25 protein-coding genes are annotated in these 23,902 nt (G+C 67.8%); 9 read left to right on the top strand and 16 right to left on the bottom strand.

The genetic code is table 11. From position 1 onward, the window contains the following. Positions 1–14: 14 nt before the first annotated feature. Both ERC79_RS02345 and ERC79_RS22905 read left to right on the top strand, forming a co-directional pair. Positions 15–410 (top strand): hypothetical protein, encoded by a 396-nt coding sequence (locus ERC79_RS02345; RefSeq protein WP_131575395.1) that lies wholly within the window; start codon positions 15–17, stop codon positions 408–410. An 18-nt stretch (positions 411–428) separates the two neighbouring features. Beyond that, positions 429–665: a hypothetical protein gene (locus tag ERC79_RS22905; protein WP_165497033.1), complete on the top strand. Its 237-nt coding sequence runs from the start codon at positions 429–431 to the stop codon at positions 663–665. A 574-nt stretch (positions 666–1,239) separates the two neighbouring features. Here the strand turns inward: ERC79_RS22905 and ERC79_RS02335 are convergent. From ERC79_RS02335 to ERC79_RS02315, 5 genes are read right to left on the bottom strand one after another with little or no spacing between them, the layout of a single operon-like run. Beyond that, the gene (locus ERC79_RS02335; protein WP_131575391.1) at positions 1,240–1,920 is read right to left on the bottom strand and encodes a hypothetical protein; all 681 of its coding nucleotides are present in this window, start codon (positions 1,918–1,920) and stop codon (positions 1,240–1,242) included. Next, positions 1,917–2,552, bottom strand: coding sequence for a hypothetical protein (locus tag ERC79_RS02330; protein ID WP_131575389.1), 636 nt, complete (start codon positions 2,550–2,552; stop codon positions 1,917–1,919). The genes ERC79_RS02335 and ERC79_RS02330 overlap by 4 nt, the downstream gene beginning before the upstream one ends. Next, on the bottom strand, positions 2,549–3,334 hold the full coding sequence (locus ERC79_RS02325; RefSeq protein WP_131575387.1) for an ABC transporter ATP-binding protein: 786 nt from the start codon (positions 3,332–3,334) through the stop codon (positions 2,549–2,551). The genes ERC79_RS02330 and ERC79_RS02325 overlap by 4 nt, the downstream gene beginning before the upstream one ends. Beyond that, positions 3,327–4,388 (bottom strand): iron ABC transporter permease, encoded by a 1,062-nt coding sequence (locus tag ERC79_RS02320; protein WP_131575385.1) that lies wholly within the window; start codon positions 4,386–4,388, stop codon positions 3,327–3,329. Before ERC79_RS02320 ends, ERC79_RS02325 begins: the two co-directional genes overlap by 8 nt. Next, complete coding sequence (locus ERC79_RS02315; protein ID WP_131575383.1) at positions 4,369–5,526, bottom strand: ABC transporter substrate-binding protein; 1,158 nt, start codon at positions 5,524–5,526, stop codon at positions 4,369–4,371. Before ERC79_RS02315 ends, ERC79_RS02320 begins: the two co-directional genes overlap by 20 nt. A gap of 454 nt (positions 5,527–5,980) precedes the next feature. Here ERC79_RS02315 and ERC79_RS02310 point away from each other — a divergent pair, with 454 nt between their 5' ends. Then, positions 5,981–6,499, top strand: coding sequence for a C40 family peptidase (locus ERC79_RS02310; RefSeq protein ID WP_165497032.1), 519 nt, complete (start codon positions 5,981–5,983; stop codon positions 6,497–6,499). Positions 6,500–6,626: 127 nt separating this feature from the next. Here ERC79_RS02310 and glnA read toward each other — a convergent pair whose 3' ends face one another. Then, the gene (glnA, locus tag ERC79_RS02305; RefSeq protein WP_131575381.1) at positions 6,627–8,063 is read right to left on the bottom strand and encodes a type I glutamate--ammonia ligase; all 1,437 of its coding nucleotides are present in this window, start codon (positions 8,061–8,063) and stop codon (positions 6,627–6,629) included. A gap of 239 nt (positions 8,064–8,302) precedes the next feature. Between glnA and ERC79_RS02300 the strand changes: the two genes are divergently transcribed. Continuing rightward, positions 8,303–8,779 carry an RDD family protein gene (locus tag ERC79_RS02300; protein ID WP_131575379.1) on the top strand — a complete coding sequence of 159 codons (477 nt, stop codon included), beginning with the start codon at positions 8,303–8,305 and terminating at the stop codon, positions 8,777–8,779. A 101-nt stretch (positions 8,780–8,880) separates the two neighbouring features. Here the strand turns inward: ERC79_RS02300 and ERC79_RS02295 are convergent, their stop codons facing one another. From ERC79_RS02295 to sucB, 5 genes are all read right to left on the bottom strand, one after another. Beyond that, positions 8,881–9,636 (bottom strand): DUF4191 domain-containing protein, encoded by a 756-nt coding sequence (locus ERC79_RS02295; RefSeq protein WP_131575377.1) that lies wholly within the window; start codon positions 9,634–9,636, stop codon positions 8,881–8,883. A gap of 62 nt (positions 9,637–9,698) precedes the next feature. Further along, positions 9,699–10,712, bottom strand: a complete 1,014-nt coding sequence (lipA, locus tag ERC79_RS02290) for a lipoyl synthase (RefSeq protein WP_131575375.1) — start codon at positions 10,710–10,712, stop codon at positions 9,699–9,701. A gap of 52 nt (positions 10,713–10,764) precedes the next feature. Next, on the bottom strand, positions 10,765–11,529 hold the full coding sequence (gene lipB / locus ERC79_RS02285) for a lipoyl(octanoyl) transferase LipB (RefSeq protein ID WP_131575373.1): 765 nt from the start codon (positions 11,527–11,529) through the stop codon (positions 10,765–10,767). Positions 11,530–11,574: 45 nt separating this feature from the next. Next, a complete protein-coding gene (locus ERC79_RS02280) occupies positions 11,575–12,465 on the bottom strand; it encodes a TIGR01777 family oxidoreductase (protein ID WP_131575371.1) in 891 nt (296 codons plus the stop codon). A 105-nt stretch (positions 12,466–12,570) separates the two neighbouring features. Further along, positions 12,571–14,328 (bottom strand): 2-oxoglutarate dehydrogenase, E2 component, dihydrolipoamide succinyltransferase, encoded by a 1,758-nt coding sequence (sucB, locus tag ERC79_RS02275; protein WP_131575369.1) that lies wholly within the window; start codon positions 14,326–14,328, stop codon positions 12,571–12,573. Between the two features lie 307 nt (positions 14,329–14,635). On the opposite strand from sucB, the gene ERC79_RS02270 reads away from it, so the two are divergent. Then, positions 14,636–14,998 (top strand): oxidoreductase, encoded by a 363-nt coding sequence (locus ERC79_RS02270; protein WP_131575367.1) that lies wholly within the window; start codon positions 14,636–14,638, stop codon positions 14,996–14,998. 83 nt (positions 14,999–15,081) lie between these two features. On the opposite strand, the gene ERC79_RS02265 is transcribed toward ERC79_RS02270, so the two are convergent. After that, on the bottom strand, positions 15,082–16,605 hold the full coding sequence (locus tag ERC79_RS02265) for a leucyl aminopeptidase (protein WP_131575365.1): 1,524 nt from the start codon (positions 16,603–16,605) through the stop codon (positions 15,082–15,084). Between the two features lie 86 nt (positions 16,606–16,691). Between ERC79_RS02265 and gcvT the strand changes: the two genes are divergently transcribed. Both gcvT and ERC79_RS02255 read left to right on the top strand, forming a co-directional pair. Further along, entirely contained in the window at positions 16,692–17,807 is a 1,116-nt protein-coding gene (gene gcvT / locus ERC79_RS02260) for a glycine cleavage system aminomethyltransferase GcvT (RefSeq protein ID WP_131575363.1), read from the top strand. A 50-nt stretch (positions 17,808–17,857) separates the two neighbouring features. Further along, the gene (locus ERC79_RS02255) at positions 17,858–18,961 is read left to right on the top strand and encodes a branched-chain amino acid aminotransferase (protein ID WP_131575361.1); all 1,104 of its coding nucleotides are present in this window, start codon (positions 17,858–17,860) and stop codon (positions 18,959–18,961) included. Between the two features lie 66 nt (positions 18,962–19,027). On the opposite strand, the gene ERC79_RS02250 is transcribed toward ERC79_RS02255, so the two are convergent. Genes ERC79_RS02250 through ERC79_RS02235 form a run of 4 tightly spaced genes read right to left on the bottom strand, consistent with a single transcriptional unit; the run spans position 19,028 to position 22,210 of the window. Next, on the bottom strand, positions 19,028–19,777 hold the full coding sequence (locus ERC79_RS02250) for an adenosylcobinamide-GDP ribazoletransferase (RefSeq protein ID WP_131580654.1): 750 nt from the start codon (positions 19,775–19,777) through the stop codon (positions 19,028–19,030). Between the two features lie 14 nt (positions 19,778–19,791). Next, a complete protein-coding gene (gene cobT, locus ERC79_RS02245; protein ID WP_131575359.1) occupies positions 19,792–20,889 on the bottom strand; it encodes a nicotinate-nucleotide--dimethylbenzimidazole phosphoribosyltransferase in 1,098 nt (365 codons plus the stop codon). 25 nt (positions 20,890–20,914) lie between these two features. After that, entirely contained in the window at positions 20,915–21,505 is a 591-nt protein-coding gene (locus ERC79_RS02240) for a bifunctional adenosylcobinamide kinase/adenosylcobinamide-phosphate guanylyltransferase (RefSeq protein ID WP_131575357.1), read from the bottom strand. Between the two features lie 48 nt (positions 21,506–21,553). Beyond that, positions 21,554–22,210, bottom strand: a complete 657-nt coding sequence (locus ERC79_RS02235) for a DUF3043 domain-containing protein (protein WP_131575355.1) — start codon at positions 22,208–22,210, stop codon at positions 21,554–21,556. Between the two features lie 108 nt (positions 22,211–22,318). Here ERC79_RS02235 and ERC79_RS02230 point away from each other — a divergent pair, with 108 nt between their 5' ends. Next, positions 22,319–23,392: a glycerate kinase gene (locus ERC79_RS02230; RefSeq protein ID WP_131575353.1), complete on the top strand. Its 1,074-nt coding sequence runs from the start codon at positions 22,319–22,321 to the stop codon at positions 23,390–23,392. A 66-nt stretch (positions 23,393–23,458) separates the two neighbouring features. Then, positions 23,459–23,809 carry an iron-sulfur cluster assembly accessory protein gene (locus ERC79_RS02225; protein ID WP_131575351.1) on the top strand — a complete coding sequence of 117 codons (351 nt, stop codon included), beginning with the start codon at positions 23,459–23,461 and terminating at the stop codon, positions 23,807–23,809. The last annotated feature ends 93 nt before the right edge of the window (positions 23,810–23,902 follow it).

The following is a 23,902-nucleotide window of genomic DNA, read 5'->3' as shown; positions in this document are numbered from 1 at the left end:
GAAGGGGTTGGCGTATGGCCCCTCCGGTTCCGGTGCCTTTCAGCCGTAAGTGGCGGGCGACGGACCATCCGGGCGGACGTCGATCCGAGGGAATCCCGGTCGCCGTCCGGCTGGAGTCGACATCCCCTTCGGCAGTGGTGAACATGCAGGGCATGTGGCAGACGCTGTGCCAGCGTGACGGGATGAGTGAGGAGCCTCAAAAGGATCCACTTGCCAGTATCGAGTGGCAGCCGCGTGACACCGGCTGGGTCGCGTGCGTGGCATTTCTCCCGATCCTTCTGCTTGTCGTCTCGGTACTGGCAGCAGGACTCGAGAGCAATCGCTGGCCGATGCTCGGAGACGTGCTGATCACTTGGGTTTTCGTGGGCGCTTTCGGTCTGGTGGTGTTCGTCCCCGCGACGATGGTGTGACTGTTCGGCGCGGCCGCTTTGAAACAGCAGTTCCGGTTCGGACGCTGGCTCGCCTCGATCGGCAGTGCCGCAGTCACGCTCATCGTCGCTGCTCTCGCCTACGGCATCGTCGCCGAAACGGTTGCGCCGGAGAAGCGCGACCCCGATAGTTGGGGACCGGCACTCTCACCCTTCACAGCCTCCTGTGTCCAGAGATTGACGACCCCGGTCGCGCCGGTCGTGACATTTCGCCAATGGACAGCGCACGCGCAGTAGAGCATCTCGGTACCGAGGAACAATGTCGTGCCCGGTGCTGCGGGATCGGTCCGGGCAGTGACTCGTTGAGCCACTGGCGGGCCCGGGAACCCTGTCGGGCCTGTCGCGAGACCGACCACGGGGACCGGGAGGACGGTGTCGGTTGGGGCCGCTCCAGCAGTCGACAGCCCGGCTGGAAACGACATGACGAACGCGACCGGGATTGCCGCGACGGTGGCTGCGCCACGGCGTCGGAGTGCGTTGCACGACATGGTCACCTCCAGACGAGGAATGCGCTGAGCGTGGACGAAGTCGGCTGTCAGTCCTTCTGCTCTGACACATACGCTGGCGTGCCCGCTATCGATTCATCCGGGGTGCGTGCCGGAAAGTTGACGCAAAGGCAGTTGTCTCGGGCATCAGGCGTGCCGACAGAGTCCCGGTGTTTGCGCTCAGGAAGCAGGGCGGACGTGGCGGGCGCAGGTTCCCTCGAGGCCCTTCCGAGTGTTCAGGAACAGACGCCCGCCACGTTCACCGATCGAGGGTGGTATCGGCTCGATCAACGCGCACTGAGCCGCCGCCGATGGCGAGACACGCTCTAGTTGCCGGTGTTGTCCAGCCAACGCAGCAGTGCGTAGAGGAAGCGCGTCGACCCCGGCATGAAGTTGTTGCCGTGGTGGTAGGTCGGGTCCAGCGTGGTGGCGATGATCCGGCCCGGCGTGGAGACGGTGTCCTCGAACAGCATCATCCCGGCGTCGCGCAGGTCGCCGTTCTCGTCGGGCTCCTCCGACACCAGCAGCGGCACGACGTCGGCGTCGGTGTGCAGCAGCCCGTGGTGGTGCCAGATCACCGACTTCGTCGAAAGGTATTCCCACGCCTCGTGTTCGGGGCTGCGGGTGCGGATCAGTGGATCCTCGCCCTCGAGCCACCACCAGAAGTTGGTGGGCCGCGCGGTCCACGTCACACCGGGCAGCCAGGTGTGCGCGGCGTTCTCGCCGAGGACGACGAGGGTCCCGCCGCGCTCGGCGACCGCGAGGATCTGCGCGGTGTGCCGGCGAAGCAGTTCGGGGTGCAGTCGGTCGGCGAGGATCACGGTGTCGAAGTCGTCGAGGACGCCGTCGGCGAGGTCCGCGAGGTACAGGAACTCGGGCTGGTGTGCGATCACCGCCGGGTCCTTCAGCGTCTGCAGGTGGAAGTGCGATCCACCGTGAACAAGAGCCAGTCGGCGCCTGGAGCGGGGTGCGCGGTCGGTGCGGGCGAAGGGTTCGACGGTGGTCATGCCTGTGCCTCCTGCTGGGCCAGCCACGTGAGCAGCTGCGGGAAGATGCGGGCGGAGGTGTTCGGATCCTCCTGGTAGACGGCCAGATCGATGCCGCCGTGCACCAGCACCTCGCCGGCACCGAGCGGATACACGTAGTCGACGGGCAGCGCGTGCCGTCCGATGCGGTTGGTCACGACGGCGCCGTCGGTCAGCTTCTGGCTGTAGCCGCGGCCGTAGAAACCGGACACCCCGCGCCGGAAACTGACGTCGGCGGGATCGACACCCTCCCACACCGGGTGGGGGTCGCCGGCGGTGATCGCCAGATCCTTGGGGCCCGAGTACTGCAGCTTGCGCCACTGGCCCAACCCCGGCAGGAAGTCGTTGAGCGGGTGACCCATGATCGCGATGCGCCCACCGGCGGTGACGAAGTCGGTGAGCAGGTCGCGTCGGCGTTCGAGGAAGATCTGATCGCAGTTGCCGTTGATCAGCAGGCCGCGGACGCCGTCCAGGTTCAGGGTGTCCAGGTCGTACAGGTCGACGGGCTGCACGCACCGGCCGGTGGATGTGCCGCCGGACATGCCGGAGTTGGTACCCATCACCAGGTGCAGGACCGGTGGAAGTGACTGCGGTGCAGTCGTGTCGAGAGTCATCGTGAAGCCTTCTGAAGGGTGGCCGCGGGTTCGGCGGCCGCGAGTGTGTCGTAACGGGTGTAGAGCAGGGTGCGAGGAGCGCCGCGGTCGTCGACGGTGGCACTCACCACCTCGATGCCGTATAGGTCGGTGAGCATTCCGTCGGTGACGAGATCGGCGACGGGGCCGAGCCGGATGTCCTCCGGCGCACGCATCACGATCGCGCGCCCGCCCAGATGTAGCGCGTGATCGGGGTGATGCGTGGTGAGCAGGATGCCCATGCCGTCCGCTGCCAGGTCGCGCAGCAGTTCCAACACCCTCGCCTGGTTGCGCAGGTCCAGGGCCGAGACCGGCTCGTCGAGGATCATGAACGTGGCGTCCGACGCCAGCGCCCGCGCGATGAGCACCAGTTGCCTCTGGCCGCCGGACAGTTCGGCAAAGCTGCGCCGAGCGAGATCGCCGATGCCGACCCGGTCCAGGACCTCGCGGGTACGGGCGACGTCGGCCCTACCGGGCACCGCGAAGGCCGAGACCTTCTTCGCCCGGCCCATCAGGACCATGTCGAACACCGAGTACGCAAAGCTCGACAGGGCGGCCTGTGGGACGTAGCCGATCGCGGTGTCCCGCTCCACCCGCCCCTCGCGCAACGGCGTGAGCCCCGCGATACACCGGAGCAGCGTCGTCTTGCCCTGGCCGTTGGGTCCCAGGATCGACGTGATACCGCCCTCGATCCGCAGGTTCGCGTGCCGGAACACCCAGTCCCGGCGCGGGTAGTGGAAACCGGCGTCCTGAATCTCAAGCATCGATGAAGGCCTGTCTACGCGAATTCCGGAGCAGCAGAACGAACACCGGGGCACCGATGATCGCGGTGAGGATGCCGAGCGGGATCTCACCGGAACTGACGGTGCGCGAGAGCGTGTCGATGATCGTCAGATATGCGGCGCCGAGCACGAACGTCGTCGGCATCGAGATCCGGTGATCGGGTCCGACCCACAGCCGGGCGATGTGCGGAACCACCAAGCCCACCCAGCCGATGACGCCCGACACGGCGACCGCGCCGGCAGTCATGAGTGCCACCATCGTCAGCAGCAGGGCCCGCAGCCGACCCGGGTCGACACCCAGCGAGGCGGCGTCGTCGTCGCCGAGCGAGAGGATGTTGATCCGCCAGCGCAGTCCGATGATGACGGCGGAGCCCGCGAGGATGGGTATCGCCGCGATCAGCACCTTCGCCATGTCCGCGGTGGCGAGGGAACCCATGAGCCAGAACACGATCGACGGGAGCGTGGTGTACGGGTCGGCGACGTAGGTGATGAACGACACCAGTGCCGAGAAGAACGCACTCGTGACGACACCGCCGAGCACGATCATCAGGAGCGCGCCGCCCGACCGGCTCCGGCCGATCAGCAGCACCATGCCGAGCGCGGCGAGGCCGAACAGGAACGCGCCGCCGACCAGGAACGTCGAGCCCAGCCCGAACATCAGGGCCAGCACACCGCCGAACGACGCACCCGAGGACACCCCCAGGATCTGCGGGCTCACCAGCGGATTGCGGAACGTGGCCTGCAGTGCGGCACCGCCCAGCGCCAGGCCACCGCCGACGAGCATCCCCAGCAGGACCCGTGGAAGCCGCACGCCGAGAACGACGTTGGATTCGGCCTCGGTCCACGTCTGGGGGAGTGAGATCACCTCGTTGATCAGGATGCGGGCCACCTCGTTGACCGGGACCGTGTAGCGGCCCACCGACAGCGAGATCAGTCCGACCGCGACGATCCCGACGGTGAGGACCACCGGCACGAGCAGGCGCGACGACCGCCGCGTCCGCTGCTCGGTTACGGTCTCAAGCACGGAAGGCGTCATAGCCCGCGCTGCCCGAGTTGGCTGGCATCTGGAGAATGCGGTCGACGTCCGCATCGGTGACGTCGTACGCGTACAGCATGCGGTACGTCGCTCGGATGCGCTGGCGCAGTTCGTGGTTCACGTCCGGGAAGAACACCGAGTTCACCCACAGCCACATCAGGTTCGACTCGTTGCACGGCGGGTCCCACGAGAAGCCGCCGATCGGGGCCTTGTAGACCCGCTTGTTCTTCGCCGCGGACAGCGACGCCCACTTGGGGTCGGCATAGACGTCGGCGGGGGTCGTCGGCTCGAAGTTGCCGAGGATCAACACCTCCGGGTCCCAGCCGAGCACCTGCTCTCGGGTGACGCCGAGGCTCGAGCCGCTACCCGCGCCGGACGCGACGTTGTTGCCGCCGGCGAGCTTGATCCAGAAGTCCATGTAACTGTTGTCGGCGCCGACCTTGATCTCCGGCGCGTTGTACAGGTACAGCACCTTCGGGGCGGTCGACGCGTGCGCCGCGGCGGTCTTCTCGACCAGCGCGCGGTCGTCGGCCATCTTCGCGAGCACTGCGTCGGCCTCGGCCTTCTTGCCCAGCAGTTCACCGAAGATCTGGATCCAGGCCTCGAGATCCTCCTGCGTGCCGTACTTGAGCAGGATCACCTTCAGGCCGGCGTTGCGCAGCGGCGCGACGATGTCGTCGCCCTTGTCGCCCCACTGGATCACGACGTCCGGGTTCAGGCTGAGGATGTGCTCGACGTTTGGCACGAAGTCGTTGCCGGCCACCACCGGGGTGTCGAGGAACTGCGGGAACATCGTGCCCAGCATGCCCTTCGAGGCCATCGAGATCGCGACCTGGTTGACGCCGACGTTGCGGGCGGTGGACTGGTCCGAACCGATGATCATCGACGGCACCGGGATGATGGCCGACGCTATCCGGCCGACCGGGGTGTCGAACGTGACGGTGTTCCGGTACTGGTCGACGATCGTGATCGGGCCGACTACGTCGCCGATATCGGCGGTCTCGGCGACTGTGTCGCGGCTCGAGCAGGCAGAGATGCCCAGGGCCCCGAGGGCGAGCGTTGCGACGCCCATCGAGCGCATGAGGTCTCGGCGGGTGAGAGCGGCGGTCGGGTTCGGGGAACGAGGTGGGGTCGACATGAGGCTCCGAGAAGACTTGACGCGGTTGCTGTTCAGTCGTGACAGCATGCACCCGGACCGGGTGGTTAGGTGAGCATAACAAAAGATAGGATGGCCTTAGTTTCTTGATTCTGACGTGTCCGAATTGAGCGGCTCGACCGGAGCGCACGTCCCGCCTCGTCCGGGCGGGAATGCCTGCAATCGGCATTCAACTGGCGCGTAACGGTCCTGTGATGACCCGTGTCACACTGCTGTCACGGTCCTCAGGGTGATCGGGAGCACACTTCGCGTCCATTGTTTGTGCAGGTCAGCGAGTTTCTGTGGGGAGGCGCGCATACGTGGATATCGAAACAGGTACCCATGGGGGTAGTTCTGCCGGTGTCTCGATTCGATAACGACGGAACTCTGGGTTGTGCCCGAAGACCGACGCCACACGAGGTGTCGGACCCGAAGCAAAAACCCGGAGGACCCTCGAATGGCTGACAAGAGCCTGCAGAAGAAGAACGACCGACTGACCCGTACCACTCGCGGTCTGCTGATCGGAGCAGTCGCTGTCGGTGCCCTCGCGATCCCCGTCGCTCCCGCCATGGCGCAGCCCTTCACGGCTCCCAGCGGGGGTGGTTCCTCGATTCAGGCGACTCCGGTCGCCAGCTCCACCGGCCAGGCTGCGGCCAACGCCGCACAGTCCAAGGTCGGCTCCCCGTACGTGTGGGGCGCGACCGGTCCGAACTCCTTCGATTGCTCCGGACTGGTGCAGTGGGCCTACAAGCAGGCCGGCAAGTCCGTACCGCGGACCAGCTACGACCAGGCGGCGAGCGGAACCCCCGTCGCGAAGTCCAACCTGCAGCCCGGTGACGTGGTTGCCTTCTACGGTGCCGACCACGTCGGTATCTACATCGGCAACGGCAGCGTCGTCCACGCGCCGACCGAGGGCGAGAATGTCAAGGTCTCCCCGGTGGACGCGATGCCGTTCTCGGGTGCCAGCCGGTACTGATTTCGAATCGCACCGGTCTACGGCCGCGAGCCCGTCACCCTGTGTTGCAGGGTGACGGGCTCGCCGCTTTCGTCGGGGGATCTCAGTTCATCTGACGACGTAAGTGCAGGTCAGATTGGTCAGCGACTTACACGTCGTAGTACAGCTGGAACTCGTAGGGGTGCGGCCGCAGGTTGACCGGAGCGATTTCCTGCTCCCGCTTGATCGAGATCCAGGTCTCGATGAGGTCGGTGGTGAAGACTCCACCCTCGGTGAGGTAGTCGTGGTCCGCCTCGAGGCGGTTGATGACGGTCTCGAGGTTGGTGGGGGCCTGCGGGATGTTGCGGGCCTCCTCCGGCGGGAGCTCGTAGAGATCCTTGTCTACCGGAGCCATCGGCTCGATCTTGTTCTTGATGCCGTCCAGGCCGGCCATCATCTGAGCCGCGAAGTTCAGGTACGGGTTGCCCGAGGAGTCCGGTGCGCGGAACTCGAGGCGCTTGGCCTTCGGGTTGTTGCCGGTGATCGGGATACGCACGGCCGCGGAGCGGTTGCGCTGGCTGTACACCAGGTTGATGGGGGCCTCGTAGCCCGGCACCAGACGGTGGTACGAGTTGATCGTCGGGTTGGTGAAGGCCAGCAGCGACGGCGCGTGGTGCAGGATGCCGCCGATGTAGTGACGTGCCATATCCGACAGGCCCGCGTAACCGGCCTCGTCGTGGAACAGCGGCTTGCCGTCCTTCCACAGGGACTGGTGCACGTGCATGCCCGAGCCGTTGTCACCGAACAGCGGCTTCGGCATGAAAGTAGCGGACTTTCCGTGCTGCCAGCAGGTGTTCTTGACGATGTACTTGAACAGCTGCAGGTCATCGGCAGCGGCGAGCAGGGTGTTGAACTTGTAGTTGATCTCCTGCTGGCCGCCGGTACCCACCTCGTGGTGGCCGCGCTCGAGCTCGAGGCCCGCGTTGGTCAGGTTGGTGGAGATCTCGTCGCGCAGGTCGACGTAGTGGTCGTACGGCGCGACGGGGAAGTAGCCACCCTTGGCGCGGACCTTGTATCCGAGGTTCGGGCTGCCGTCGGCGTTGACCTCGTTGCCGGTATTCCACGCGCCCGAGATCGAGTCCAGCTCGTAGAACGCACCGTTCATGCCGGAGTCGTAGCGGACCGAGTCGAAGATGTAGAACTCGGCCTCGGCCCCGAAGAACGCGGTGTCGGCGATGCCGGTGCTGACCAGGTACTCCTCAGCCTTACGGGCGACGTTACGCGGGTCGCGGCTGTAGGCCTCGCGGGTGAACGGATCGTGGACGAAGAAGTTGATGTTCAGCGTGCGGGCCGCCCGGAACGGGTCGATCCGTGCTGTCGCGACATCGGGCAGCAGCATCATGTCCGACTCGTGGATGGACTGGAAGCCGCGCACCGAGGAACCGTCGAACGCGAGGCCGTCTTCGAACACGTCCTGGTTGAACGCCGAGGCCGGGATCGAGAAGTGCTGCTGGACGCCAGGCAGGTCGCTGAAACGGATGTCCACATACTCGACTTTTTCGTCGGCGATGTACTTGATGACCTCTTCGGCCGTGGTGAAAGCCACGTTTGTGCTCCTTCAGTCGGTGACCTGCCGGATTGGTTGCGGCGGTTTCGTCGAGGCAGAACGGTAGAGAGCCGGTGTTGCCCGTTAATCAAGCCTATGTTTCGCGGGTGTTACACGTCGAAGTTCACTGGGTGTACGGCCGGTGAATGTGACGAGAGACACGAAAAACGGGTGTGACCTGGTCCACTGTCGGGCTCCGTCGCGTCGGTACCGACACGTCGACGCCTATCCTGGACAGCATGGCACGAATGATCGGTTCCTGGCTTTCCGGACCGTCCGCGGCATTGCCCAAGGACCAGATCAAGGAGCAGGCGTATCGCGGTGAACTCCTGGGCCTGCCGGCCGACGGACCCGGCGCTCTGGCCACGACCGGACGTCGTATCGCGGCACTGGCGATCGACTGGTTCACCTCGGCCGGTGTCGTGATGCTGTTGATCGGCGAGGCGCCTCTCGAGAACTCACTGATCGGGACCTACACGCTGATGCTGTGGTTCGCCGTCGGCGTCGTGAGCATCACGCTGTTCTCGTTCACCCCGGGCCAGTACATGATGGGTCTACAGGTGGCCCGCGTAGACGGTCCGGTGCGCGTCGGATTCCTGCGCGCCCTCGCGCGCCAGACGCTGATGGTCTTCATTGCCCCCGCCGTGATCACCGACGTCGACGGCCGCGGCATGCACGATCGCGCGACCGGCACCGCGCTCGTCCGCACCCGCTGAGCGGTACTTCGCGGCTCAACGCCCTCTCAACGCCGAATGTCACACACGTTCAGTCCAACTGAGAACATGTGTGACATTCGGTCGTGCGGGGGAAGGGTGCGTCAGCGGCGGCGGATAGTGCGCTGCATGCCCTTCATCTTCGCGCCGGGCGGCAGCGGGCCCTTGGGCATAGCAGTTCCGCTCCGGCTTCCGAGCGCGGCCAGGCGGGACTCGATCGTGTCCATCCGCTTGGTGTCGATGTTGCGCGGCAGCTTGCCGAGGTGCTTGGTCAGCTGCGAGAGCGGGATCTGACCCTCGTCGTTGCCGACGACGAAGTCGTAAATGGGTGTGTCGCCGACCAGGCGTGCAGTCTTCTTCTTCTCCTGTGCGAGGAGGCCCTTGACCCGTTGCGGCGAACCCTCGGCGACCAGGATCACGCCGGGTCGTCCGATGACCCTGTGCACCGCGTCCAGCTGGGTCGTCCCAGTGACTGCATTGGTCACGCGCCACGTGCCCTGCATGTTCTCGAGAGCCCATGCGGCCGCACCGGCCTGACCCTCGGCTTTGCCGTACACAGTCTTCTGCACGCGGCGGCCGAAGAGGATGAACGCCAGCAATACGCCGACGAGGATGCCGATCGGCAGCAGGAACCACTGGATGCCGAAGAACAGGCCGATCCCGAAGAACACGACTGCGCTCAGGACCAGCACGCCGATCATCAGCGGCAGCAGCAGCTTGTCTTCCTTGCGCTGCATCTGGAACGCCTGCCAGATCTGCGTCCGGCGCTCCTTGGACGCCTGCTTGCGGGCCGCTTTCGCCGCCGCCTTCGCTTCCTTGCTTGGTTTGCCCGCTTTACCGGACCTACTGCCGTTCGCCATACCTCACAGGATACGTCTCGTACCGCGCGCGATTACGCGCGCGGTGAACGGGGACGACGATGTCAGGTTCGGGCGAGCCGGGAGAGGACCGAGCTGGCCTCCTGAGAGGCGCTACCCTCCTCCGCCAGGTGGGCCTGACCCTCCGGCAGGGTGCGCCCGTGATGGGCCATGGCCTGGGCGTACAGGCGTCCGGCGCGGTACGAGGAACGGACCAGCGGGCCGGCCATGACGCCGGCGAACCCGATCTCCTCGGCCGCCTTGGAGTGCTCGACGAACTCCTCCGGCTTGACCCAGCGCTCGACGGGGTGGTGCCGCGGCGACGGGCGCAGGTACTGAGTGATGGTGATGATGTCGCAGCCCGCCTCGTGCAGGTCCACCATCGCCTGGTGGACCTCCTCCGGGGTCTCACCCATGCCGAGGATGAGGTTGGACTTGGTGACCAGACCGAACTCGCGAGCTGCGGTGATCACTCCGAGGGAGCGCTCGTAGCGGAAGGCTGGACGGATTCGTTTGAAGATGCGCGGCACGGTCTCGAGGTTGTGAGCGAGTACCTCGGGACGGGACTCGAACACCTCGGCCAGTAGTTCGGGCTTGCCGTTGAAGTCCGGGATCAGATTCTCGACGCCGGTGCCCGGGTTGAGGGCGTGGATCTGGCGCACCGTCTCCGCGTACAGCCACGATCCGCCGTCTGGCAGGTCGTCTCGGGCGACGCCGGTGATGGTCGAGTACCGCAGGCCCATCGCCTGAACGCTCTCGGCGACCCGGCGCGGTTCGTCGCGATCCAGCGCGGTGGGCTTACCAGTGTCGATCTGGCAGAAATCACAACGGCGCGTGCACTGTTCGCCACCAATGAGGAACGTGGCCTCACGGTCTTCCCAGCATTCGTAGATGTTGGGGCAGCCGGCTTCCTCGCAGACCGTGTGCAGGCCTTCGCTTTTCACCAGGCTCTTGAGCTCGGTGTACTCCGGTCCCATTTTTGCGCGGGTCCGGATCCAATTGGGCTTGCGCTCTATCGGCGTCTCCGCGTTTCGGATCTCGATACGGAGCAGCTTGCGTCCTTCTGGGGCGACAGTCACGTCCCCGATGTTACGCCTGACCGATCCGCGATCCGGGGCTGGGCAGCGCGCCTCAACCGAACCGGAGGGTGGTGAACTCGGGTACGTCGACGGGGGTGTCGAAGGTCACTCGCTCGATGTCGTGGACGGTCACCGGGAGCGTCCCGTCGAGCGCCGCGGTGACCGCTGTCGTGACCGCCGGCGTGATCTCGTCGATCGTGACGTCACGGCCGAGCTCGTGCGACAGCGTCGTGACGCCGGCGTCCTTGATGCCGCACGGGACGATGTTGTCGAACCCTTCCAGGCTCGCGTTGCAGTTGAGCGAGAAGCCGTGCATCGTCACCCCGCGCTGCACGCGCACGCCGATCGCCGAGACCTTGCGTTCGGGTCGCCATCGGCCGTCGACGGACCACCCGGCGGGCAGCCACACTCCGGATCGGCCTTCGACCCGGCCGCAGGCGATCCCGAGGTCGGTGCACACCGTGATGAGCGCTTGTTCGATCCGGCGAACGTAGCTCACGACGTCGACGGGTTCCGCGAGCTTGACTATCGGATAGCCGACCAGCTGGCCGGGACCGTGCCACGTGATCTTGCCGCCGCGGTCGACGTCGATCACCGGGGTGCCGTCGGAGGGTCGGTCTTCGGGGGCGGTACGTCGGCCGGCGGTGTAGACCGCAGGATGCTCGAGCAGCAGCAGGGTGTCAGAGCCTTGGTCGTCGGCGCGGTTGGTCGCGAGGACGCGCTGACGGTCCCACGCCGCGATGTAGTCGATGAGTCCGAGGTGTTCGACGACCAAGGGCTGGGAACTGAATCGGGCCGATGTGGTGGCACTACTCATGGCGTAGACGTTACGCTCGCCGCCGACACGGTTGGGGACGGGTCGTCATTGCCCGAGGGCATACGCGAGCGCGTCCTCGATAGTGCTGTGGCGGAACGTGAATCCGGCATTCTCGAGTGCCACCGGGACTGCACGCTGTCCGCTGAGCACTGCCTCGAGCGCGAACTCGCCGACCAGCGCGGAGACGGCGAATCCCGGCACGATCCACGGCGCTGGTCGGTGCACTGCACGCCCCATCGCCTCGTTGAATCTAGCGTTCGTCACCGGCTCGGGCGCGCTGAGGTTGACCGGACCGTGCAGCTTGTCGTGCGTCAGCGCGAACGTGATGGCCGCGATCTCGTCGGCGAGCGAGATCCACGACAGGTATTGCCGGCCGCTGCCGAGTCGGCCACCGAGCCCCAGTTTGTAGAGCGGACGCAGTTTTCCGAGCATGCCGCCGCCGGGGGACAGCACGGTCGCGGTCCGCAGCCGGACGGTCCGGACCCCGGCGTCGGCTGCCGGTGCGGTCGCGCGCTCCCAGTCCCGGCACACCTCGGCGAGAAACCCGGTACCTGCTGGCGACCATTCATCGACGACCCGGTCACCCGTGTCGCCGTAGTAGCCCACAGCGCTCGCATTGACCAGGGCCGGAACTTCCGCCTCCGCGACAGCCTGCGCGAGCAGGCTGGTGGCTTCGAGCCGGCTGCCGCGGATCTGCTGCTTGTACGCGCCGGACCACCGCTTGTCGCCGATCCCGACGCCGCACAGATTGATCACGGCATCCGCTCCGTTCAGCACGGTGCGGTCGAGAGTGCCCCGCCGCGGATCCCACTCGGATTCGTTCGCGGACGACGGCCGCCGCCGGACCAGGCGGACGACATCGTGGCCGTCCGCGCCCAGCGCGCCGACCAGCGTCGTCCCGATCAGGCCGGACGATCCCGCAACGATCACTCTCATGAGGTTCCTCCTCGTGTTGTAGACCGATACGCCGAGGGGCACCACTCCTCGCGGAGATGGTGCCCCTCGGCCACGACTGGTGTCGCCGTCCGGACTGATACGGCCCTACAGGCCCAGATCGGCCTCGAACGACGCATCCTCGAGGCGCTGCTTGATGGTGGTCAGGAAGCGACCGGCATCCGCACCGTCGACCAGGCGGTGATCGTAGGTGAGCGGCAGGTAGCACATCGAGCGGACGCCGATGGACTCGTTACCGTTCTCATCCTGCACCACGACCGGACGCTTGACGATCGCGCCCGTGCCCAGCATCGCCGCCTGCGGCGGAACCAGGATCGGGGTGTCGAACAGGGCGCCCTGGCTGCCGATGTTGGTGATGGTGAAGGTGCCACCGGACAGCTCGTCCGGCTTGAGGCCACCGGTGCGGGCACGCTTGGCGATGTCCGCGATGGCGCGAGCCAGGCCTGCCAGAGACAGGTCGCCGGCGTTGTGAATCACCGGCGAGAGCAGGCCCTGCTCGGTGTCGACTGCGATACCGAGGTGCTCGGCAGCGTGGTAGGTGATCTCCTTGGCGCCCTCGTCGTAGCTTGCGTTCACGTTCGGGTGAACCTTGAGCGCCTCGACGACGGCCTTCGCGAAGAACGGCAGGAACGTCAGGTTGACACCCTCGCGCTCGGCGAATTCGGCCTTGGCCTGCGAACGCAGCGCCGCGATCCTGGTGACGTCGACCTCGAAGGTCTGCGTGAGCTGCGCAGTGGTCTGCAGCGATTCGCGGGTCTTGACGGCCGTGATCTGACGGATCCGGTTGACCTTCTGCGTGGTGCCCCGCAGGTGGGCGAGCTCCGGACGCACGCCGGCGGTGGCGGCGAGCGACGACGGAGCGGCGGCCGCTGGAGCCGCGGTGGCGGCAGGAGCGGCAGCTGGCGCCTTCGCGGCCTCAGCGGCGGCGAGGACGTCCTGCTTACGAATGCGTCCACCGACACCGGTGCCGGTGACGGACGCCAGGTCGACGTTGTTGTCGGCGGCGAGCTTGCGTACCAGCGGGGTCACGTACGGCCCACCGTTGGTCGAGGGTGCTGCTGCGGGGGTGGCAGCCGCCGGAGTCGGTGCTGCGGGTGCCGGTGCCGCCGCTGGCGCGGGGGCCGGTGCCGCAGGTGCCGGTGCCGCCGCTGGCGCGGGGGCCGGTGCCGCCGCTGGCGCGGGGGCCGGTGCCGCCGCTGGCGCGGGGGCCGGCGCTGTGGGTGCTGGAGCAGCGGCTGCAGGCGCGCCGGTGCCGATGACGGCGAGCTGGCCACCGACGTCGACGGTGTCGTCCTCCTGCGCGCTGATTTCGAGCAGGATGCCGGCGACGGGCGACGGAATCTCGGTGTCGACCTTGTCGGTGGAAACCTCGAGGAGGGGTTCGTCCACCGCGACCTCGTCGCCGACGGCCTTGAGCCAGCGGGTGACGGTGCCCTCGGTGACGGACTCGCCCAGTTCCGGCATGGTGACCGGGGTGCCGGACGTGTCGCCGGCGGCGGGTGCCGGTGCAGCCTCGGGTGCCGGTGCCGGTGCCGGTGCCGGTGCAGCCGCGGGCGCGGGTGCCGCCTCGGCCGCGGGAGCGGCCGGTGCAGCCGCGGGAGCGTCTCCGGCGTCACCGATCACGGCGAGCTCTCCACCGATCTCGACGGTGTCGTCCTCCTGAGCCACGATCTTGGTCAGGACGCCGGCCACGGGGGAAGGGATCTCGGTGTCGACTTTGTCGGTGGAGACTTCGAGCAACGGCTCGTCAACCTCGACCGTGTCTCCTTCCTGCTTGAGCCACCGCGTGACAGTCCCCTCGGTGACGGACTCACCAAGGGCTGGCATCTGGACGGAGAAGGCCATTTCTTTTGACTCCTCGACAGTTGTGTTCGGGTTTGTTGAGTTTTGTCGACTTGTGGTCGAAAACAATTGTGCTCGAGATGCACGGTTCCTGCGGCGCCTTACTACGTTCCCGTGGCCCCTCGCACCGCCGGTGCGAGACGTCTCGGACCCGTGATGCTGCGGGCTGCGCCCATCCTTTCATTGATCGCTCGGGCGTGTCTTCTGAGGGGCGCGTCACGTGTGTTCCTCGCCGTGGAAGCCCGGCAGCTGGCAAAATTGGACGAATCGTCGCGGAGTAGTTCGGCGGCGTACTGGGAGGAGTGCTCACGTGGGGTTGTTCGACCGTTTCACGCGCGGTAGTACCACGAGGACGTCGTCTGCGGCGGAGTCCGATGCGCGCCATCTGGCGGACTGGGCTCGCGCGCACCACGGAGTCGAGGCGTACATCGAACCGCAGACCACCGTGACCGAACTGACCGTGGTCCTCGTCGCCGCCGACGGCGAATGGACCCGCCGGAGGGTCGGCGGAGAACGCGGCGCCCGCCGGTTGGGCCAGGACCTGCAGATCCCCGTCTACGACGTCCGTAAGACGGGATACCCGCAGCGGATGCGTGACTTCGACGCCCGCCGCCGGATCGAGCGCAAGCGGGAACGCGAGCGTGAACTGCTCGAGCGGGACCGCGAGCTGTAGGTGCGGGACGGGGCCGTCGGGTCTGCCGAACATTCGGCAGACCCGACGGCCCCGTGACTGCGTGATGGGCCAGCCTTGATGAGCTAGCCGTTGGCGGCGATGTCCTCGAGGACCGACACCATCGTCCGGACCGGTACGCCGGTACCGCCCTTGCCGGTGTAGCCGAACGGGCCGCCGGTGTTGAACGCCGGGCCCGCGACGTCGATGTGCGCCCACTGGACACCGTCGGCGACGAATTCCTTGAGGTAGATGCCCGCGACGAGCATGCCGCCCCAGCGGTGGTTGGCGACGTTCACCAGGTCTGCGACGCGCGAGTTGAGGTCGGCGCGCAACTCGGCGGGCATCGGCATCGCCCAGCCGTTTTCGCCGACCTGCTGCGAGATCGTGGCGACTCGGTCGCGGAACTCGTCGGTGCCCATGACGCCGGGAGTGCGATTGCCCAGCGCCACCATCTGCGCGCCGGTCAGTGTTGCGGTGTCGATGAGGTAGTCCGGGTTGTCCTCGCATGCCCGTGCCATCGCGTCGGCCAGGATCAGCCGGCCCTCGGCGTCGGTATTGATGACCTCGACGGTGATGCCGCCGTATTGGGTAAGCACGTCGCCGGGACGCTGCGCGGTGGAGGACGGCATGTTCTCGGCCATCGGCACCCACGCGGTGACGTCGAGCGGTAGCCCGAGCTTGGCGGCGAGCACGACGGTCGCGATGACCGCAGCAGCACCGCCCATATCGGAGGTCATGTTCTCCATGCCGGCGCCGGGCTTGAGGGAGATGCCGCCGGTGTCGAAGGTGACGCCCTTGCCGACGAGGGCGACTTTCTTCGCGCCCCGGCGCTTGGCGCCGGAGTACGTCATCTGCACCAGACGCGGCTGGCGTGACGAGCCCTTGCCGACGCCGAGGATGCCGCCGTACCCGCCCCGCGCGAGCGCCTTCTCGTCGAGGACCTTCACAGTCAGGCCCGCGGCGACGCCGAGGGCTCTCGCGCGGTCGGCGAACTCGGCCGGGTACAGGTGGCTCGGCGGCATGTTGACGAACTCGCGCGCGGTCGCGACGGCCTGCGCGATCGCGGCGGCGCGGGCCAGTGTGGCCTTGGGTTCCTTGGTGCGCGGCGACTCCACGAGCAGTTCGACGCGGGCGAGGGGCTGTGCATCGGCGGAGGGCGCGGACAGGCTGGACTTGAACTCGGTGAACGAGTATGCGCCGAGGAAGAAGCCCTCGGCTGCGGCACCGAGATCGACCGAGGACAGCGTCGTCGCGGCGGTGCCGACACCGGCGAGCGAGCGGGCCGCGGCACCGGCGGATTTGCGGACCTGCTCGGCATCGATCCTGTCTGCGGCGCCGAGCCCGACGGCCAGGACACTGCCGACGGGCAGCTCGGCGGGGGCGGGGATTCGGGTGAGCTCCTCCGCCTTTCCGGTGGCGCCGACGGCTTGCAGATCGTCGAGCAGCCCCGCGAGCACGTCCTCGTCGACGCCGAATCCGAGCACCGCCTCGGGGCCGTCGGATCCAGTCGTGAGACCGATCACGAGGACATCGACGCGCTTGCCGAGTGAACCGGTCAGGGCGAGGTCGGGTCCGAGGGGGCGGATCGGGGAAGGGGTTGTGCTCAAGGCATCTCCTGAATTTGAGCAGGGGGGAAGCTGCTGGCCGAATTCCGATGTTAGTTCGCTCAGGGCGTCGGCTAACGTTGTCCCTCATGAGCGACGCGCAGCTGCTGCAAGGCCCCATCCATTCCGTACACGTCGACCTGGGTGCGACATTCGCGCCCTTCGGTGGTTGGGAGATGCCGGTGGCGTACGCGGGCACGGTCGCCGAGCACAATGCGGTGCGCGAGTCGGTCGGTCTGTTCGACGTCAGCCATCTCGGCAAGGCGCTCGTGAAGGGCCCGGGCGCGGCCGACTTCGTCAACGCGACGCTCACCAACGATCTCGCGAAGGTCGGCCCCGGACAAGCCCAGTACACGTTGTGCTGCACCGAAACGGGCGGCGTCGTCGACGATCTCATCGCGTACTACGTCGCTGCTGACGAGGTGTTCCTGGTGCCGAACGCAGCCAACACCGCAGACGTCGTCGCGCGTCTCGCGGCAGCGGCGCCCGAGGGGGTCGAGGTCACCGATCAGCACCGTGAGTACGCGGTGTTCGCGGTACAGGGCCCGAGGTCCGCGGAGGTGCTCGCAGCCCTGGGCCTGCGCGGCGACACCGGAATCTCGGACATCGGCTACATGGGCTTCGTCGATACCGACTGGAACGGCATGCCGGTCCGGGTGTGTCGCAGTGGGTACACCGGTGAGCTCGGTTACGAGCTGCTGCCACGGTGGGAGGACAGTGAGGCGTTGTTCCGGGCGCTGGTCGAGGCGGTGCGTGCCGAGGGTGGCCAGGTTGCCGGGCTCGGTGCCCGTGACACACTGCGCACCGAGGCCGGCTACCCGCTGCACGGGCATGAACTGTCCCTGGACATCTCGCCGGTGCAGGCGCGCTGTGGTTGGGCGATCGGTTGGTCGAAGCCGCAGTTCTGGGGTCGTGACGCGTTGGTGGCGGAGAAGGCCTCGGGCCCGGCCCGTCGGCTGTGGGGCCTGAGGGCACTCGATCGCGGCGTGCTGCGACAGGGCCTGGTGGTCGCCCGGGACGGTGTTGCGGTGGGGGAGACCACATCGGGCACGTTCTCGCCGACCCTCAAGGTCGGCATTGCGCTCGCCATGCTCGATTCGGCGGCCGGGTTGTCGGCGGGCGATGAGGTGACTGTCGACGTCCGTGGGCGTGCGCTGCGTTGCCAGGTCGTCTCGCCGCCGTTCGTCGCGGTGCGCACCAAGTAACCCTCGACACCGGGCAACCCGGGCAAACGTGTTCGATAGGATCACCGCTTATGACTGACGGCCTCGAGTTCGCGCGCATCCAGCATCCTTCCCCCGTGTCCGACGAGACGCGGCGTGAGATTCTGGAAGCGCCCGGGTTCGGTCGGTACTTCACCGATCACATGGTGTCGATCATGTACACCGAGGGCCGCGGCTGGCACGACGCCGAGGTACTGCCGTACGGTCCGATCGAGCTCGATCCGGCCGGGATGGTGCTGCACTACGGCCAGGCGATCTTCGAGGGGCTCAAGGCCTACCGCCAGCCAGACGGCGGTATCGCGTCGTTCCGCCTCACCGCGAACGCCGAGCGCCTGCGCCAGTCGGCGCGCCGCCTGGCGATGCCGGAGCTGTCGGACGAGCTTTTCGTCGCCTCGATCGAAGCCCTGCTCGACGTCGACAGCGACTGGGTTCCCGCTGCGGGCGGCGAGGATTCGCTGTATCTGCGTCCCTTCTTGTTCTCCACCGAGGCCGGTTTGGGTGTCCGCCCCGCGAAGGAATACCGCTATCTGCTGATCGCTTCGCCGGCCGGCGCGTACTTCCCGCGCGGGGTCAAGCCTGTGAGCGTGTGGCTCTCGCGCGAGTACGTCCGCGCCGCACCGGGCGGGACGGGTGCCGCCAAGTTCGCCGGCAATTACGCGGCCTCCCTCCTCGCGCAGGCACAGGCATCCGACGAGGGCTGCGACCAGGTGGTCTGGCTCGACGCGATCGAACGTAAGTACGTCGAAGAGATGGGCGGGATGAACCTGTTCTTCGTCTTCGGCTCCGGCCCCGACGCCCGCCTGGTGACGCCGTCGCTGTCGGGTTCGCTCCTTCCCGGAATCACCCGTAACTCGCTGCTCACTCTCGCTACCGACGCCGGATTCGCGGTCGAGGAGCGCCGGATCAGTACCGACGAATGGCGTGAGAAGACGGTTTCCGGTGAGATCACCGAGGTGTTCGCGTGCGGCACCGCTGCCGTCATCACCCCCGTCGGCCGCGTCAAGTCCGCGGAGGGCGAGTTCACGATCGCCGATGGTGAGCCCGGCAAGGTCACGATGGCCCTGCGTGACACCCTCACCGGTATCCAGCGCGGCACCTTCGCCGACACCCATGGCTGGATGACGAAGCTGCGCTGACGTTCCCCGGACCCTGCGACCGGCGTGCCACCGTAGTCGTGCTCGCCGGCGTCGCTCTGCTCGCGGTCAGCTGCCGAGGAGCAGGCCGACTGCTACCGCAGCGACCGTGAATTCCAGTGCGGCGCCGAGTACGTCGCCGTTGATGCCGTCGAACCGGCGCGCACAGTGCCGGACCAGGTAGGCAGCGACGGCGAGAACGACCATGATCACCAGCGGTCCCTGCCACCACCGGTCGGGGACCGCCCACGCTGCAGCGGCAGTGAGGGCGACCGTCCACAGTGCCGCCACCCACCACGGCTGGCTGTCGGCGACCAGCGCCCCGAACCCCTTCGTGCTCGACGCGGGAACGCCGCGGCGGCATGCGATCACGACCGACACCCGGCCCGCGGCGAGAGCGACGACTACGCCCGCCCACTGGTGGGCGGCGCCCAGCGCGCCGAGGGAGAGCGCCTGCACGCCGATCGTCACGACCAGCGCCGCGACACCGAACGGTCCGGCGCTGCCGGTGCGCATCACCTCGCGGGCGCGCTCGGGCGGTCCGTAGCAGCCGAGGCCGTCCGCCGTGTCCGCCAGGCCGTCGACGTGCATGCCTCGGGTGAGCAGCGCGAGCGCACCGACACCGAGCAGTCCGGCGAGCGTCGGATCGAGGCCGGCTTTCGTCAGCACCCACAGGATCCCGGCGACTGCGGCACCGAGCAGGGTGCCGACGAGCGGCGCCGCGGTGATTGCGCGACGGCCCTCGGGTCGGCCGATCTCCTGGGGGCCGCGGACGGGTAGGACCGTCAGCCACGACAACGCCAGCGCCGGTCCGATCAGCGCACGACGCACGGTCAGTCCGACTCGGCTGGTTCGGATTTCGGTTCGGTGTTGTTGCTGACACCGGCCTGGCCGAACGTCGCCATCCGGGCCAGCGTCGCGACCGCGCCCTGTAGCACCGGCAGGGCGGCCACTGCGCCCGATCCCTCGCCGAGGCGCATGTCGAGTCCGAGGATCGGGTCCAGACCCAGGCGGCGCAGCGCGATGGTGTGGGCCGGTTCGGTGGACCGATGCCCGGCCACCCACCATTCCCGCGCGCCCGGGGCCAGCTCCTCCGCGACGAGGGCCGACGCCGTGACCACCAGGCCGTCGATGATCACCGGGGTCCGGCGGACCGTGGCCTGGGCGAGGAACCCGGCCATGGCGGCCAGATCCGCGCCGGACACGGTGCGCAGCAAGCCGACCGCATCACGCACGTGCGGGCGTGCCCGGCGCAGCGCGTCGCGGATCGCGGCCGTCTTGCGTATCCAGCCGGCGTCGTCGATGCCGGTGCCTCGGCCCACGGCCGCGACGGGCTCGGTATCGGTGAGGGCGGCGATGAGCACGGTTGCGGGCGTGGTGTTCCCGATGCCCATCTCGCCCGCGATCAGCAGGTCGGCGCCCGCGTCGACCTCCTCGTCCGCGATTGCCCGGCCGGCCGCGATCGCGCGTAGCGTCTCCTCGTGCGTCAGTGCGTCCTCACGGTCGATCGAACCGGACGACCGGCGGATCTTGTGTGCGGACACCGACGGATCGGTGTCCGCATCGACCGCGAGATCGACCACGCGGACTCCTGCACCAGCGAGCGAGGCCAGCACGTTGACAGCAGCCCCGCCGTCGCGGAAGTTGGCGACCATCTGCGCCGTCACCTCCGGCGGATAGGCGGAAACACCGCTGCGCGCGATGCCGTGGTCGCCCGCGAAGACGACGACGCGGGGTCTAGCGAACACATGCGGCGGACACTCGCCCTGGCATGCCGCCGCCCACACGGACAGCTCCTCGAGTCGTCCGAGGGACCCGGCCGGCTTCGTCAGCAGCAGCTGCCGGGCCTGCGCCTGCTCTCGGGCCTCGCCGTCCGGCGGGATGAGGGGGTCGAAGTGGGCTGCGGACGGACTCACGGATTCGCTAGTCACGCTTGGCCTTTCATTTCTGCGCTGATCATCTGAGCGTCATGGCGATGCCGGCGACCACGAGGATCACGTCGTCGCATACGTCGGCGAGGCGGGCGTTGAGAGCGCCGATCTCGTCGCGGAACAGTCTTCCCGAACGGGTCTCCGGGATCACGCCGAGGCCGACCTCCGGGGTGACCAGCGCCAGTCGCCCGCGATACGAACCGACGGCGGTGACCAGGGCATCGCTACGGACAGAGATGGTGCCGCGCGGCAGGTCCCACGCACCGGCATCGTCGAGTTCGCCCGTCAGCCACGTGCCCAGATCGTCTACGAGCGTCGGGGGGTGCGGCCCAGGCGCGTTGAGGAGATCGACCAGGCTGCCATCATGGCCGGTCTCGACGGTCGTCCAGGCGATCGGCCGTCGATGCCTGTGCTGCTCGATTCGAGACTCCCAGTCGTGGTCGTCAGGGTAGCGGCGCGCTGTTGCGACATACCGCACCGCGACGTTGTCCGCGAGGCTGTCGAACAGTTTCTCCGCGTGGGCCGACTTTCCGGACCGGGCGCCGCCGAGGACGAGAGTGCGCCGGGTGTGGATCGGTTCGGAGGAGGGCACGGAGTTAGACGCTACCAATCGCATCGGGCCGGTCCTCGCACTGCGAGGACCGGCCCGATACGGGAGTTTCCGTCAGACCGCGTCGCCGGGCCCGACACGCGGTTTGGGGGCGCGCATCTTGCGGATCTGTGACGCGCGGACGAAGGCGTACCACCCCAGCTTGAAGCCACCGTCGGTGCTGTCCGGGAAGCGTTCGCGGACGCGGTTGTTGATCATGCGGCCGAGGAAGTAGCCCTCGCCGGCCATGAAGAGCATCATCACCAGCATCGCGAGTGTGACGTAATTCTGGATGACCGGGTTCAGGAACATCGCCATGATGAGCACCAGCGCGAGCGGCATGAACAGGCCGACCAGATTGCGACGGCTGTCGACGATGTCACGCACATAGGCGCGGACCGGTCCCTTGTCTCGCGGCAGCAGGTACTTGTCCTCACCGGCGAGCATCCGGGCTCGCCGTTCGGCCGACTCGGCGCGCCGTTCGGCGGCAGCGGCCTTGCGGTCCTCCTTGGACCCGCGGGTCGCCTTGCGGCGGGCGCGAGCTTCCTTGGCGGTGAGTGGCGCAGGTGCCACCGGACCGCGCCGCTTGGCCTCGGCCTCGCGGCGCTTCGGGGTCGGGCGGCCCTTGCCCGGCGTCGCACCGGCGGCCTCGGCCGACTCAGTGGTGGACTCGGTGACCTCGACATCGCGCTTGTCGGAACTGTCGGAGTCGCCTCGGCGTAGCAGCTTCACACGTCCAGGCTATGGGATAACCACGCCGGAGGCGAAACTGGATGCCCGTAGGCGATGCCCGGTATGGCTCGAAATGCCGAGGTCGGAGGAGGGCCATACACTCCGCTGATGCACGTGCTGATCGCACCCGACTCGTTCGGCCAGACACTCACTGCGGTAGAGGCGGCTGCGGCGATGGCCGCAGGTTGGTCGGCCGCTCGGCCTGGCGACACCGTGGTGGTGGCGCCCCAGTCCGACGGCGGTCCCGGATTCGCCGATGTGATCGCGGCATCCCTCGGCGGGCTCCGATCGACCACCGTGGAAGGGCCGCTGGGCAGGGCCGCCGCTGCGCAGTGGGTGCTTGCGGATGGCGTCGCATACCTCGAATCGGCGCAGGCAGTGGGGCTCGCGCTCCTCGACGGCCGACCGACGCCGGAGAGTGCGCTGCAGGCGCACAGCCGCGGGGTGGGCCAGCTGATCGCGTCGGCTCTGGACGCGGGTGCCGGGCGGATCGTGGTCGGTCTCGGCGGCAGTTGCTGTACGGACGGAGGCCGGGGAATGATCGACGCCCTCGGTGGGCTGGCTACCGCACGCCTCCGGCTCGCGGGAGTCGAATTGGTCGCCGCCACGGATGTCGAGCACCCGCTGCTCGGCGAGCACGGCGCCGCCAGGGTGTTCGGACCGCAGAAGGGGGCGGATGCGGACACCGTCGAACTGCTCGAACGGCGCAACGAGGACTGGGCGTCGAGGCTGCACGACGCGACCGGACGTGCAGTCGAGGCTCTGCCCGGGGCGGGCGCAGCCGGGGGGCTCGGTGCCGCACTGCTGGCTCTCGGTGCGGTCCGGGAGTCCGGGGCGTCGGTCGTGGCGGAGTGCACGGGGCAGGAGGGCCAGCTGGCCGCGGCCGATCTGGTGCTCACCGGCGAGGGACGGTTCGATCACCAGTCGCTGCGCGGGAAGCTGGTCACGTCCCTCGCGGTGAAGGCGGGCCGGGCCGGGGTCCCGATCGTCGTGATCGCCGGTCAGGTCGCTCTCGATGAGGCGACGGTGCGGGCCGCCGGAATCGCCCAGGCCGTATCGGTCGCGGAGTTCGCCGGATCGGTGGAGCGGGCCATGCAGGAGGCCGCCACCCAGCTCCGCAGTCTGACCTCCGCGGTCTCCGTGCATTGGGGGCGGAGCGATGCGAGCAGGGGTGATACATGAGGAATAGCGTGGTACGGAGTACCGTTGAAGCGATCACGGGTTTGGCACGAGCGACAGGGAGAGCCCATGACTGTGCAGAACGAGACCGCCACTCACGGCGTCACGATGACCGAGGCCGCGTCCTCCAAGGCGAAGGCACTGCTCGATCAGGAGGGGCGCGACGACCTCGCGCTGCGTATCGCCGTGCAGCCGGGTGGCTGTGCGGGACTGCGCTACCAGCTGTTCTTCGATGATCGGAACCTCGACGGCGACCTGATCGTCGAGTTCGGTGGAGTCGGCCTAGCGGTCGACCGGATGAGCGCGCCGTACGTCGAGGGCGCCTCGATCGACTTCGTCGATACCATCGAAAAGCAGGGCTTCACGATCGACAATCCCAATGCCACAGGGTCCTGTGCCTGCGGCGACTCCTTCAACTGAGTCCCGAACGACACCTTCTTGACGCTCTATGACGCGGAGTCTGCCAACCGGCGGGCTCCGCGTCATAGTGCCTTGAGCCCATCCGAGCTGAAA

Origin of the sequence: Rhodococcus sp. ABRD24 (assembly GCF_004328705.1) — a bacterium.
GTDB lineage: Bacteria > Actinomycetota > Actinomycetes > Mycobacteriales > Mycobacteriaceae > Prescottella.
The sequence above is the reverse complement of the archived record's forward strand: the minus strand, read 5'-3'. Positions and strand labels throughout refer to the sequence as shown.